The organism is Chachezhania antarctica, assembly GCF_003646465.1.
GTDB classification, from domain to species: domain Bacteria; phylum Pseudomonadota; class Alphaproteobacteria; order Rhodobacterales; family Rhodobacteraceae; genus Chachezhania; species Chachezhania antarctica.
In genome coordinates, this window is sequence record NZ_QZEX01000002.1 from 483,534 (window position 1) to 495,457 (window position 11,924).

Annotated in this window: 15 protein-coding genes; 1 reads left to right on the forward strand and 14 read right to left on the reverse strand. The window is 64.7% G+C overall.

All coding sequences use genetic code 11. From position 1 onward, the window contains the following. Position 1 precedes the first annotated feature (1 nt). The 9 genes from D4754_RS06055 to D4754_RS06095 all read right to left on the reverse strand — a co-directional run bounded on the left by D4754_RS06055 (position 2) and on the right by D4754_RS06095 (position 8,361). A complete protein-coding gene (locus D4754_RS06055) occupies positions 2-1,987 on the reverse strand; it encodes a conjugal transfer protein TraG (RefSeq protein ID WP_121062016.1) in 1,986 nt (661 codons plus the stop codon). A gap of 27 nt (positions 1,988-2,014) precedes the next feature. Next, entirely contained in the window at positions 2,015-3,769 is a 1,755-nt protein-coding gene (locus D4754_RS06060) for a relaxase/mobilization nuclease domain-containing protein (RefSeq protein ID WP_121062017.1), read from the reverse strand. Between the two features lie 243 nt (positions 3,770-4,012). Next, complete coding sequence (locus D4754_RS06065) at positions 4,013-4,777, reverse strand: lytic transglycosylase domain-containing protein (RefSeq protein WP_121062018.1); 765 nt, start codon at positions 4,775-4,777, stop codon at positions 4,013-4,015. A gap of 2 nt (positions 4,778-4,779) precedes the next feature. Beyond that, entirely contained in the window at positions 4,780-5,115 is a 336-nt protein-coding gene (locus tag D4754_RS06070) for a DUF736 domain-containing protein (RefSeq protein ID WP_121062019.1), read from the reverse strand. A 66-nt stretch (positions 5,116-5,181) separates the two neighbouring features. Continuing rightward, positions 5,182-5,724, reverse strand: a complete 543-nt coding sequence (locus D4754_RS06075) for a S26 family signal peptidase (RefSeq protein WP_076623812.1) — start codon at positions 5,722-5,724, stop codon at positions 5,182-5,184. Beyond that, entirely contained in the window at positions 5,721-6,176 is a 456-nt protein-coding gene (locus D4754_RS06080; protein WP_240453765.1) for a DUF2840 domain-containing protein, read from the reverse strand. The genes D4754_RS06075 and D4754_RS06080 overlap by 4 nt, the downstream gene beginning before the upstream one ends. Before the next feature lie 65 nt (positions 6,177-6,241). Beyond that, on the reverse strand, positions 6,242-7,414 hold the full coding sequence (locus tag D4754_RS06085; RefSeq protein ID WP_121062021.1) for a replication initiator protein A: 1,173 nt from the start codon (positions 7,412-7,414) through the stop codon (positions 6,242-6,244). An 18-nt stretch (positions 7,415-7,432) separates the two neighbouring features. Beyond that, positions 7,433-7,714: a helix-turn-helix transcriptional regulator gene (locus D4754_RS06090; protein WP_009573772.1), complete on the reverse strand. Its 282-nt coding sequence runs from the start codon at positions 7,712-7,714 to the stop codon at positions 7,433-7,435. 137 nt (positions 7,715-7,851) lie between these two features. Beyond that, complete coding sequence (locus tag D4754_RS06095; RefSeq protein WP_338031138.1) at positions 7,852-8,361, reverse strand: DUF2285 domain-containing protein; 510 nt, start codon at positions 8,359-8,361, stop codon at positions 7,852-7,854. On the opposite strand from D4754_RS06095, the gene D4754_RS24700 reads away from it, so the two are divergent. Beyond that, a complete protein-coding gene (locus tag D4754_RS24700) occupies positions 8,270-8,650 on the forward strand; it encodes a hypothetical protein (RefSeq protein WP_163025764.1) in 381 nt (126 codons plus the stop codon). The genes D4754_RS06095 and D4754_RS24700 overlap by 92 nt on opposite strands. Before the next feature lie 82 nt (positions 8,651-8,732). On the opposite strand, the gene D4754_RS06100 is transcribed toward D4754_RS24700, so the two are convergent. The 5 genes from D4754_RS06100 to D4754_RS06120 form a co-directional block, all read right to left on the reverse strand. Next, entirely contained in the window at positions 8,733-9,002 is a 270-nt protein-coding gene (locus tag D4754_RS06100; RefSeq protein WP_121062022.1) for a DNA -binding domain-containing protein, read from the reverse strand. A gap of 99 nt (positions 9,003-9,101) precedes the next feature. Then, positions 9,102-9,350 carry a helix-turn-helix domain-containing protein gene (locus D4754_RS06105; protein WP_021120486.1) on the reverse strand — a complete coding sequence of 83 codons (249 nt, stop codon included), beginning with the start codon at positions 9,348-9,350 and terminating at the stop codon, positions 9,102-9,104. 193 nt (positions 9,351-9,543) lie between these two features. Continuing rightward, entirely contained in the window at positions 9,544-9,867 is a 324-nt protein-coding gene (locus D4754_RS06110) for a DUF736 domain-containing protein (protein ID WP_121062023.1), read from the reverse strand. Between the two features lie 556 nt (positions 9,868-10,423). After that, positions 10,424-10,861 carry a hypothetical protein gene (locus tag D4754_RS06115; protein WP_121062024.1) on the reverse strand — a complete coding sequence of 146 codons (438 nt, stop codon included), beginning with the start codon at positions 10,859-10,861 and terminating at the stop codon, positions 10,424-10,426. Between the two features lie 133 nt (positions 10,862-10,994). Further along, a complete protein-coding gene (locus tag D4754_RS06120; protein ID WP_121062025.1) occupies positions 10,995-11,921 on the reverse strand; it encodes a DUF2493 domain-containing protein in 927 nt (308 codons plus the stop codon). Positions 11,922-11,924: the final 3 nt, after the last annotated feature.

An 11,924-nucleotide genomic window follows, 5' to 3' on the forward strand; every position in this document is an offset into this window, starting at 1 on the left:
ATCAAAGCTCCATCCCGTCGTCGGGATTGAGGGAGACCTGCCGCGCGATACCGCGCATCTGGTGCGCGATGCGGCGATTGCGGATGGCGCCATCTTCTTCGTCCTCGGGTGGGTCGAATTCAAACTCGTTCTCGAGAGGCGTCTGCCTGTCGACCGGCTGAGGCTGCGCCAGCTCCGGCTGAAGACGGCGCTCCGACGCTGTCGGGTCCTCATCCTCCGGTACCGTCTCGGATACTGGCTCGAGCTCGTCGTCTTGGGTTGGGACTGCCAGGCTGCTCCAGTCATCTTTCCCCGAAGCGTCCACATCCACCAAGTCGGGTGGCGGCAAGACCCGTTCGGTGAACCGCGTATCTTCGTAATACCGTGCTTTCGTCGCCCGGATCGGCGGTGTACCGGCCACCATGACGATCTCGTCGGAGGGCGGCAGTTGCATGATTTCTCCGGGCGTGAGCAAGGCCCGCGCAGTTTCCGACCGGGACACCATGAGATGGCTGAGCCAGGGCGCCAGACGGTGCCCGGCATAGTTTTTCATCGCCTTCATCTCGGTGGCGGTGCCGAGAGCATCAGAAACCCGTTTGGCCGTACGCTCATCATTGGTCGCAAAGCTCACCCGGACGTGGCAATTGTCGAGGATCGAGTTGTTCGGGCCGTAGGCCTTCTCGATCTGGTTCAGCGACTGGGCGATGAGGAAGCTCTTCAGCCCGTAGCCTGCCATGAAGGCCAGCGCGCTCTCGAAGAAATCCAACCGGCCAAGCGCCGGGAACTCATCGAGCATCAGAAGTAGCCGATGACGGTCATCCTTGCCCTGCAGGTCTTCGGTCAGGCGTCGGCCGACCTGGTTGAGGATCAGCCGGATGAGCGGCTTGGTGCGATTGATGTCAGAGGGCGGCACCACGAGATACAGCGTGACGGGGCGCACTCCCCCGACAATATCGCCGATCCGCCAGTCGCAGCGGCGCGTGACCTGGGCGACCACGGGGTCTCGATAGAGGCCAAGGAATGACATCGCCGTCGACAGCACACCGGAGCGTTCATTCTCGGACTTGTTGAGCAACTCGCGGGCAGCACTGGCGACCACGGGATGCGGCCCCGCCTCGCCCAGGTGCGGCGTCCGCATCATGGCGCGCAGCGTCGACTCTACAGGACGCCGCGGGTCGGACAGGAAGTTGGCGACACCGGCCAGCGTCTTGTCCTTCTCGGCATAGAGGACGTGCAGGATCGCGCCGACGAGCAGACTGTGGCTGGTCTTCTCCCAGTGGTTCCGCCGCTCCAGGCTCCCCTCGGGGTCGACGAGGATGTCGGCGATGTTCTGAACATCACGAACCTCCCACTCTCCGCGGCGCACTTCGAGCAGGGGATTGTAGGCTGAAGAGTTCGGATTGGTCGGATCGAACAGCAGGACCCGACCATGCCGGGCCCGGAACCCTGCGGTCAGCTGCCAGTTCTCGCCCTTGATGTCATGAACGATGGCCGAGCCGGGCCAGGTGAGAAGCGAGGGTACGACAAGCCCTACCCCCTTGCCGGATCGTGTCGGCGCGAAACAAAGCACATGCTCCGGCCCATCGTGGCGCAGGTATTCCCGCTCATAGCGGCCGAGGACCACGCCATCCGGGTCTAGAAGTCCGGCCGCCTTCACCTCGCCCTTCTCAGCCCATCGGGCAGAACCGTAAGTCGCGACGTTGTGCGCCTCGCGGGCGCGCCAGACCGACATGGCGATGGCTACGCCGATGGCGATGAAGCCCCCGGATGCCGCGATGATCCCGCCCGTCGCGAAGACCGGTGGCGCGTAGGCCTCGTAGAAATACCACCACCAGAAGATGGCGGGAGGATAGTAGACGGGCGTCCCGAACAGCACGAACCAGGGCGAGCCCAGCTGTGCCTGATAGCCGAGGCTCACGGCCACGTATTGCGTTGCGCCCCAGGTGGTGGCCAAAATGATGAGGAAGACGATGGAGATCTGCCCCCAGAGGATCTTGGTCGCGGACATGACTGTCGCTCCTTTCCAGTGTTTCAATCAGAGGCCGAGGCCGCGCTTGCGGCCGAAGTCCCAGTCCACCCAGCCGTCCCCGCGTGCGACGCCGGTGACATCCCGGCCGAGGTGCTTTTCGAGAGACGGAGACCAGGGCACGAGCTGGAAGCCGAGCGCGCCGTCGGCACCGTAGCCTTCGATCATGGCAAAGCGCCCCGAAGCCAGCGCGAGGCGCTGGCGATAGAGGCCGCTGACGTAGTCGCCCGCCCCCGCCTTGTTGAACGGCAACCCGGTTTCTCCCGAGAGCTGCGCGCCAACCGCCTGCAACTCCCGGTCGCGCAAGGTTCCGAGCAGGCGCCGGGCAAAGACCACCCTGCCGCCCCGCTGCTCGACCAGCCCCTCCGAGGTCAGATGATCGGCGCGCGCGTCCAGGGCCTGCCGGACCTCGGCACCGAAGCCATGGTCCGACAGGGCGAGCGGGTCCCGCGCGATGGCCTGCCGGTCGAGCCAGGTGGCCCCGGACGCGGTAATCTGCGCAGCAAGGTGCAGGTCGGACCGAGCCGCCAGTGCAACGCGACGCTGGCCGCGCGCATCGTCATAGGTGCGGAGTTCCACGATCGAGCCTAGGGCGCTGTCGCCGGCGGCGTCGAGATGGGGCAGACGGATATGGTGGCTCCGGCCATCGACACCATCGACGACGGCATAGGCTGTCCCCTTCAGCTCGTCATCGAGGCCCCGCTGGACCAGACGACCGATGACGGGAACATCGAGGCTCTCCGCGGCAAGGACGAAACTCGAGGACCCGCGCTCGATCCCCCGGTCAGTCAGGGCACGATGCATCCGCTTAATGATGTCGCCACGCTCCCCCATCTCCCGCAGGACTGCCTCTGCATCATCCCTGATGTGCCATTGCGCCTGTCCGATCTGGTCAGCAACGCCGAGGACTTCCAGCCGGCGCAACCGCCCGACCTTCAGCGCGTGAAACGCATCCGGCTGCCGATCCGTATCCGGCGCCATGTCGAGGATGCGCGAACGCCCCGCATCCCGCATCAACTGACGGTCGAGCTGCGTCCAGCGCTCGGCCTCGATCTGACGTTCAAGCGTCTGGTGGATGTCGAGATCGCTGCGTGGGCCCAGTTCCTGGGTGATGAGATCCCGTGCCCTGTCCCGCATGCCCTCCTTGATGTAGTCCCGCGAGATCACGAGATCCTGGCCGTCGTCGCGCATGCCGCGAACGATCAGATGGACATGCGGATGGGCGGTGTTCCAGTGATCGACGCCAACCCAGTCAAGCGACGTGCCGAGGTCCTGTTCCATCCGCCCGACGAGATCGCGGGTAAAGGATTGCAGGTCGGACATGTCCGGCGCGTCGTCGGGTGAGACGATGAACCGGAAATGATGACGGTCATCGCGACACCGCTCGGCAAATGCCCGGCCATCGGCATCCTCCGTTCCGGGCCCGAAGAGTCTGGCCTTCTCCCCGTCGCGGGTCACGCCGTCCCGGCGCAGGTAATCGAGGTGGGCTCCGAGAGGCGCGGACGCCCCGCTGTGCCGCACCACACGCGCCTTGACCACCGCGCCGCGCGTGCGGGCGGTGATCAGGCGATTGGCCTGAATACTGGCGCGCTGACCGCGCCCGAAGCGGGACCGATTGCCCGGGGTGACGCGCCCCGCTCGCGAGACCCCATCCCCGGCCTTTTTCGCGGCAGCCAGGGCCTGTGCGATGAAGGGCCGGGCCTGCTGCGCCCGTGTCGAGCGGATACGCCCCGGGCGGATGCGGAACTCGCGATCATCGGGCATAAGAAATCCCCGCACAGTGCGAAACAACGCAAAAGATCAGAATGTTAGGCACATCTCGCACAGTACGGGCACGCGCCACACGGTGCGGAGCGCGGCAAAAACATAAACAAAAACAACCGTCCAACCGCCGCGCACCGTGCGCCCTTTTATCCTGCCATCCTTCGGTCGTGGTGCCCGCCGCCACCCCTCCCGCCCTCCAAGACACGCCAGAGCACGATAGAATTCGAAGTGTCGTCGCGCGGATCATGGCCGGGCCTCACCAGTCTCCCGCCGGACGAAGAGGCCCTCAGGCTGCGGGGTGATGCTCGCCTGCGGCGCCGCCGGGACAGGGGAAAGAGAGCTGCCGACCGTCCGGTGAGGCGACACAGGATCGATCGCAAGCGTCCCGTCGTCGCGGCTGATAAAGATCGCCGCCTCACGCCAATCGAGCGGCCGGGCTGCAGCAACAGTGCCGCCCGATGACGGCTCGCCAAGCAGAACGGGTGCAAGCGCAGCGACGTAGGCGCGCGTCTCGGCCGGCAACGGGCGATCCGCCAGGCGGTATTCATCGTAGCGGGCGGGACCGGCGTTATAGGCCGCCAGCATCGCCGCGACATTGCCATAGCGGTCCCACATCTCGTGCAGATAGGCTGTGCCCGCGAGGATGTTGTCACGCGGCTCGAAGGGATCATGGCCGAGACCATGACGGATGCGCAGCCCGGCCCAGGTGTCGGGCATGACCTGCATCAGCCCCATCGCGCCAGCGGAAGAAACCGCACGCAGATCGCCCGCGCTCTCTGCCCGCATCACGGCCATGATCCATGTCGTCGGAATGCCGAAGCGCTGCGATGCCTCGGTGACCTGGGCGGCGTAGGGATGCGCGGCAATTGCGTGATCCGGCGCATCGGTTTGCGCCAGAAGCGGCTGGGTGGCGGTGACCGGAATGAAGAGGCCGGAAAGAAGAAGGAGGAGCATGCGGCCGCGGGCGCCGAATCTCCCCGAAGCGGGACAGGTGCAGGACACGATCATCGTCAGTCCCGCTCGTCGCGTTTCTTAGGGCGGGCCCAGTGCAGCCCCCACGCCCTGCCCTCCTCATCCGACTGGAACAGGCGGGCGCGGATCGGATGCTGAAAAACCGGATCATCGAGCAGGACCGAAACGAAAGCCCCTGCGGTTTCGCCGGTGTGTTTCCAGCCCGCACCAACCTCCGGGCCCTCCTCGTCACCGAGATGGATGCGATAGGCGGGAGCTTTCTCGGAATCGACGTTATCGGTTGGAACAAAGGTCAGTTCCAGGTCCAGAGAGAGCGTGCGAAGCTGTCCGGAATAGCCGGACGGGGTGCGTGTGAATTGGCCGATCTGTGGCATTGGAAGCTCCTTCCTCTTGCGGTGAATGGGAGGCAGGCCGCTGGCACGTCCCGCCATAAGCGCGCGTCACCACTCCGGCGCGTGCCAGACGAGGCGGCCATCGCCACCCTCGTCGGTGAACAGTGGACTGGCCCGGCCGATCACTGCCGAGGCGGGGAACGGACCGAAGTAGCGGCCATCGAAGCTGTCAGAGACCGCCGGGTTCATCAGGAAGACCTCGCCCTCTACGATGGTGCGGCAGCCCTGCCAGACGGGAAGATCACGGCCCTGGCTGTCGCGCTCTCGCGCCTCCCCCAGGTGTCTGCCATCGACGGTGATCGCGGCGCCGTCGCGGCAGACCCGTTGTCCCGGCAGCCCGGTGACGCGCTTCAGGATCGGCACATCGCGACCGACATAGCCGCGCGCGGCCATGAAACCTGCAAAGGGTTCGGGCGGCATGACCACGACCAGATCTGGCACCTTGAGCCGATCCGCCGGCGCGATGGCGTAGAGACCAATCGGCACGCTGGCCGAGGCGTTCCAGACCAGCCGTGGCGCAGTCGGAATGCTGCCGGCGATGACGGCGGCGAGCGCGGCAACCGTCACCATGATGTAGCGGGCACGGGTCATTTTCCGATCTCCCGACGCCGGCGCCATGCGGCATGGCGTTCCGCCGTATAGGGTCGCGGCGCTTCGCCCGCCTTCATCCAGTGGGCGACATGGCGCCAGTGATCGGGATCGACGTCGGCAGGATCGATGCCGAGACCCTCGATGGCATCGACATGGCGGAGGACCTTCTCGACCCTGGGCCAGCCTTCGATCTTCAACAAAATCTCGCCACCTGGGCGCACGAATGGCAGCGTCTGATAGGAACGGCCGGGCGCCATCGTCCGCACGATGTCGACGCGCGAGAGGACGGTTCCATAATCATTCGCCGCCCAGCGAACGAAGGCGAAGACAGAACCAGGTTTGAAGAAGACCACACGTCGGCTGCGGTCCAGGACCTGCTCCCCTGCCCCGTTGCCGAACCGGATCCAGAACTCGGTCCGCTTCTCCAGCCAGATCAATTCGACGCGGGTCATACCGTCGAAGCTGAGAGAGGAAGCCTCAGTCGCGGGTGATTTGCCGGGTCTCAGAATGACACTCATCACCGATCTCCCGGGAGATCGAGTGGAAGGCGTGCCAAGACGGGGCGACGGATCGTGTCGGAGGCGGGGCTGTCCGGGAGCGATCCGGCAGCGCCAGGCATGCTTGATGCGTCCGGTTTCTCAGCCTTTCGAAGGCTCCCGGCTGCGCTGCGGATGATGTTCTCCACACCATCCGCGCGCTCTTCAAAGTTAGAGTCTTCGTTAGACTCTAAGTTAACGGAGCGATTTCCGATTTTGCTTCCGTACGTTACACCCTGTTTGGGTTCCTGATAGCACGAGCCACCGGTTCCTGATGGCACGATAGTCGGGGTTCCCGATAGCACGAGCGCATTCACAGGTTTTCCACAGCCCGGCGCAGGCTCGAAGGCCAGCAACTTGCGGCCACCAACTTCAGTTTCAAGAAAGAGCGTGTAGCCAGGCAGCGGCTGCCGCCGGATGATGTCGCGAAGCTCGAAGGCAAACCGCTTGAAGGGCGACAGTGCCCCGGACTTCTGGTGAAGATGGTGGAAGTCGAAACGCCAACCGTCCCGTTGCCTGCCACCATGTTTGCGCACCAGGCGATAGAGCCAACGGTCGAGCCCGCCAGTCAGGTCGAAATACGCCCGGTCGATGGTGAGGACGAGCGCATTGTCGAGCACGGCCTGGTAGAACCAGTCGGGCACGATCAACTCGATGCCGTCCGGGCGCCCCTCCCTGTCGCTGCGCTCCTGCCATTCGTTGATCCAGGAGAAACGATGGCGGCGTCCTTCCGTAGGCTGCCGGATCGAGGTGGAGATTGTCGTCGACTGCAGACGATCCAGCGCCGCCTTCAGGCGCTGGTAATCCCGCGCACTGGTTCCGCGACCGACATAGGTGAGGATTTCATATGGCGTGGCAGCCATCAGCCGGGAGGTGCGCAGCCCCGCGTCACGCGCCTCGACGATCTGGCTCGCCGCCCAGATCAGGATGTCGGCATCCCAGATTGTGGCCATACCGTGATCGGGAACAGCCTCGACCCGGATGCTGACGCTGCCAGCGGCAAAGTCGATCGGTGCGACCCGTTTGGATTTGGCGAGGGAGAAAAAGGGATAGGCCATGAGGTCCTGCGCATCTCTGGGGGCGAAATCCCCGGGCAGCGCGCGGAACAGATCGAGCTGCCCGCGCTCGGAACGGGGTCTGCGTCCATCGGTCATGAAGGTGTCGCCCCCGCGTCAGCGCACGAAGCGGCCAGGCTGCGGGAGGTTGGGGAGCGTGTGGCGCTTCGCTGGCAGCACTTGCCCGCGCGGGTCGGATGTCGAGGTGACGGCGCCGCGTCCGACCCAGGCCTGCAGGTCCTCAATCGCATAGACCACGCGTCCGCCCAGCTTGTGGTAGGCGGGACCGGTGCCATAGGTCCGGTGCTTCTCCAGCGTCCGAGCCGACAGGCTCAGGAACTGGGCGGCTTCTTTGGTGCGCAGATAGCGCGGGGGAAGTTCGGTTGAGATGGCGGACATCGGGCGTCTCCCTACTGTGTGTGACCAGTGCCGCGAAACAGCGGCTGATGACGGTCACGATGGCGAAGCGCGTCCGGTCAGATGCAGTGGGGAGTTGGCAGGGGTAAATTCGCACACCGCGGCGCGGGATCACCGACCTAGAGGCGGCGCTGGTGACGCAGAAGCTTGCGATAGCCGCCGGAGATCAGGTCACGCCCCTCGCGAAGGAGGCTGGAGACGGCAAAGCGGGCTGAGGAGACCTGCCATTCATCGCGGTCCAGGTGACCGGTACGGAACAGGACCTCGGCGATCTGCTTCTGGGTCGCGCCGTCGAAGGCGGCGTCGGAGGCCTGGAGGACACGCCGCAGGCGCGCTTTCTGCTGCGCGGTCAGGCGGGTGTCGCGTGGGATTGATCGACGGCGATGCTGGTCCGCCAGGAGCCGCTGGATCGCCTCCATGCGATCAAGGCCCTCGGGACCGAGGGGGACGGCAGCCACAAGCCGACCGCGGTGTTTCAGCGGAGCGACGAGATGCAGGTATGTTCCGTCCGGTAGCCTGTGGCACAGGTGCTTGCCAATGCGTGATACCCTGCCGTTTAAGGCAGATATCTCGTCGCCAGCGTCGTCAGTCTCGTCGACGAGTGACCCGGGAGCGACCACGAGCACCACGGCGCTGGTATCGATTTCGGGGCGCCAGAATATCTCTGCGACAGTCGCGCTCAGACCGGGGCGAACCGGGAAAGCACAACCCCCATCGACGGCCGACCTGATCCATCAGATCAACCCTCTCCGGGGGTTCTCCTGCGAGCTTTGCGTAATCATGCTGATATTCGGGATTGCGGCGCAGGCATTCCCAGCCGAGTTCCGGCGCAGCCAGATCATCGAGATAATCGTAGGCGGCCTGGTCACGCCAATTCGAGCGATCAGGTTGCATGGCATCGCCTCTCCCCTGGGTTGATCACAAAAAAGGATTCCAAGAGATCAATCACTTGGGAAGCCCGCCCCAAGGCATCAGGTGATGCGCGCGGCGCATCACCTCCTCAGGCGGTGCGCCCCGCCGCCAATTGCCGATAGCCCTCGGAACTAAGCCAGCGCGCGCGTTCAAGATGGGCGTCATGGACCATGCGCGCCCGCTCCGGCTCTTTCTGCGCATCGAGACCCAGGATGATCTGCGCGGCCTCCTGCCAGCTCGCGCCCTCGCCTGCAGCATCGAGCAAACGCATGTACTGCGCCATGTGACGACGGTCATACTCCGTCACCACGGTCCCCTGCGGCGGCACATCCTGCAAGCTGCTGATCGTCACACGCATCCCCACTGCGGCTTCTGTACAATCCTAGCACAGAAGGTTGACGTTTTCGTGAGCACGGCAATAGCGCAATTCCGTTCACGGCGAAACCTGCCGGAATAGTCAGCTCTTAGCGACGGCCTTCGCCTGAACATGCATCACTCCAATCCCCTGGTCGGAGTTCAGGAGCAGAATGCCATTCGCTTCGAACGCCCGTCGAACCTGATCGCGCGTGGTCTCGTAGACCTCGAGTCCGCTTTCGGACTCAAGGCGCTTGAGCGCGGTCAAAGATACCCGGGCCTCATCCGCAAGCTGCTCCTGTGTCCAGCCAAGAAGCGCACGCGCGGCCCGCGATTGTCGGGCGGTGATCATGCAGATCACCTCCCATCCGGCCCGGCGCGCACGCCAGAACTACGACTATTATAGTCGCTCTCCGGGAAATCTCTACCGGAATTCTTCTGCGTTTATATCGCGTTTTGTCTTGGCACCGCCGAACCGAGGAACTGATTCGGTTGCCCGGTTTGGCGGGCGGGCCCCGGCCTTTCGGCCGGGGCCCAGGGCGTCGTTACTCGCTGCGGCGACCGTTGGGACGGGACCAGATCAGCGCGTAGCTCTCGCCATCTTCGTCGTCGAAGAGGTTAGCGTAGATCGGGGCGGTGAAGCTCGGATCGTCGAGCTTGAGGCCCAGATAGTCGCGGCCCTCGCCCGAGCGCTTGGACCAGGCGGCGCCGATCTCGGCGCGGCCCACCAGGACCCGATGGCTGGGGGCGTTCTCGCCGGTGGCGCGGGTGTCGGGGACGATGCGCACGCCCTTGGCCTGAACGCTGAGGGTGACGATTTCGCCGGTGAATTCGTTGCCGGTCTTCTTGAAGGTGCCGATGGTCGCCATTTTAAGTCTCCGTTTTCCGTTTCCGGGTCCGCACCATTGCGGCCCGATGGCGATCGACAGGCCGAAGACGACCGGCGGCGCACCCCCGGCGTGCCGGGGGCCGGACAGCACAGGCAGAACTTTCTTGTTTCGCGCGGGATGGGCGCAGCCCAGGGGAAGAAAGTTATGGCGGCGCTGTTGCGCCAAGCCGGTCGAGGCACTGCCGGTATTCGGCCAGATCAGGCCATTGAAAGGGCCGTATGGAGCCGACATGGGACGGGCAAGGAACGGAGACGATGGCGACTGCGGATGCCCGTCATCCTGACCGGCCTTTCCACCGGCGGGTTTGCTCACCCGCGACAGGCCATGCGCATCACTCTCCAAGCGCCCCGCCCGGCGCCCCCCCGCGATCACAGGTGCGATTTGCCGCTCGAACGGTCCGCCATTACCACTGCGCAGCCACGGGCCGTGACGCGGGCCTCTTGCCGATCCACACCCCGCCCCATACCGGCAATCTGACGATTGGGATGGCAGTCCAGCACTGATCAGGCCCCGCCTCATCGGACCGTCAAAAATGTCATGCGCCTATGGGAGACCTACCCGAAAGCTCGGCTGCCGAACCGGCAATGCGGAGAAAGGCGGAAATGCCGACGGCGGCAGCGCCGATGGCCGAGAAGATCATCTGCCATGTCTCCGAGGGCATGATGGCCCTGGTGATCCCAAGGGTGGCGTGGAAGCCAGCGAGCATCGCCGGTACCACGAAGATCAGCGCGATGACAAACCGCGCCCAGAGCGGGCGCACGAGCATGATCAGCGCCTGACCGATGGCAAGCGTCAGGCCGGCGGCGAAGCCACCGACAAAGATTGCACCGAACCAGCCTGCGCCGGTGCCATACGCCCAGATGCCGGTGTGAAACCCGACGAGGAACGGCAGGGCGAAGACGGCGAGGTTGAACACCAACCAGCACAGGCCCGCAATGGCCGCGAAAGATGCAAGGATTCCGAGAACGATCATGGTGGAGTCTCCCGTTTGACGTGGAACGGTCGCGCCTTCCACCACCACCATGGCGCAAGGCGAACATAACATGAAACTGCCCGGCATGGCGAGAGTTCTGCCGGGCATGGTGTCGACGGATTGCTGGCAGCGCTCATGCGCTGCCCTCCGCCAGGCGGTAGACCGGGATGCCCATCTTGCGGGCCTTGTCGGCGAGGTTTTCCTGAATGCCGGTGCCGGGGAAGATGATGACCCCGATCGGCATGGTATCGAGCATCCGGTCGTTGCGCTTGAAGGGCGCGGCCTTGGCGTGTTTCGTCCAGTTGGGCTTAAAGGCGACCTGCGGCACCTTGCGGTTGTTGGCCCAAGTGGCCGCGATGCGTTCGGCGCCTTTCGGGCTGCCGCCGTGCAGAAGCACCATGTCGGGGTGCTTGGCATGGACCTGATCGAGCCTGGCCCAGATCGTGCGGTGATCGGTGGTGTCGCCGCCCGAGAAGGCGATCTTCGGCCCGGCGGGTAGCAGTACCTCGTTGTCGGCCCTCTGCTTGGCGGCGAGAAAATCTCGGCTGTCGATCATGGCCGAGGTCATCTGGCGATGGTTGACCCGTGATCCGGAGCGCGGCGACCAGGGCGTGCCTGTGGTGCGCAGGAAGAGGTCGGCGGCGGTCTCGCGGAAGGTCTCCATGCTGTCGCGACGCTCGATCAGGTTTTCTCCGATGCCGATCAGGGTCTCCAACTGGACGGATTTCACCTCGCTTCCGTCCTGTTCGCGCTGAAGGCGCTTCTGAGCCTGCTCGTTATCGTCGAGTTTGCGTTCGATCCGCTCGACGGCGCGGTGGAAGGTGTTGACCGTGGACCACATGATCTCGTCTAGGTCGAAATCGAGGCTGGTGTCGGCCATGGTGGAGATCAGGGCATCGAAGATGTCGGCAACCGCGCCTTGGATGGCGTTGTCCTCGGGCGTGATCCGGGGGTCGGCCTCGCCCTCGGCGGGACGGTAGCCATAGAGTTCGAGCTCTTCGATGACATGGCCGGTGGGAGACGTGCTGTGATCGGGTTCGAATTCGTCATGGGCATACATGGG

What these genes read in the sequence shown, in the direction of transcription:
- D4754_RS06055 (WP_121062016.1), bottom strand. Translation starts at nt 1,987, where the DNA reads ATGTCCGCGACCAAGATCCTCTGGGGGCAGATCTCCATCGTCTTCCTC.
- D4754_RS06060 (WP_121062017.1), bottom strand. Translation starts at nt 3,769, where the DNA reads ATGCCCGATGATCGCGAGTTCCGCATCCGCCCGGGGCGTATCCGCTCG.
- D4754_RS06065 (WP_121062018.1), bottom strand. Translation starts at nt 4,777, where the DNA reads ATGATCGTGTCCTGCACCTGTCCCGCTTCGGGGAGATTCGGCGCCCGC.
- D4754_RS06070 (WP_121062019.1), bottom strand. Translation starts at nt 5,115, where the DNA reads ATGCCACAGATCGGCCAATTCACACGCACCCCGTCCGGCTATTCCGGA.
- D4754_RS06075 (WP_076623812.1), bottom strand. Translation starts at nt 5,724, where the DNA reads ATGACCCGTGCCCGCTACATCATGGTGACGGTTGCCGCGCTCGCCGCC.
- D4754_RS06080 (WP_240453765.1), bottom strand. Translation starts at nt 6,176, where the DNA reads ATGACCCGCGTCGAATTGATCTGGCTGGAGAAGCGGACCGAGTTCTGG.
- D4754_RS06085 (WP_121062021.1), bottom strand. Translation starts at nt 7,414, where the DNA reads ATGACCGATGGACGCAGACCCCGTTCCGAGCGCGGGCAGCTCGATCTG.
- D4754_RS06090 (WP_009573772.1), bottom strand. Translation starts at nt 7,714, where the DNA reads ATGTCCGCCATCTCAACCGAACTTCCCCCGCGCTATCTGCGCACCAAA.
- D4754_RS24700 (WP_163025764.1), top strand. Translation starts at nt 8,270, where the DNA reads ATGCGTGATACCCTGCCGTTTAAGGCAGATATCTCGTCGCCAGCGTCG.
- D4754_RS06100 (WP_121062022.1), bottom strand. Translation starts at nt 9,002, where the DNA reads ATGCGTGTGACGATCAGCAGCTTGCAGGATGTGCCGCCGCAGGGGACC.
- D4754_RS06105 (WP_021120486.1), bottom strand. Translation starts at nt 9,350, where the DNA reads ATGATCACCGCCCGACAATCGCGGGCCGCGCGTGCGCTTCTTGGCTGG.
- D4754_RS06110 (WP_121062023.1), bottom strand. Translation starts at nt 9,867, where the DNA reads ATGGCGACCATCGGCACCTTCAAGAAGACCGGCAACGAATTCACCGGC.
- D4754_RS06115 (WP_121062024.1), bottom strand. Translation starts at nt 10,861, where the DNA reads ATGATCGTTCTCGGAATCCTTGCATCTTTCGCGGCCATTGCGGGCCTG.
- D4754_RS06120 (WP_121062025.1), bottom strand. Translation starts at nt 11,921, where the DNA reads ATGTATGCCCATGACGAATTCGAACCCGATCACAGCACGTCTCCCACC.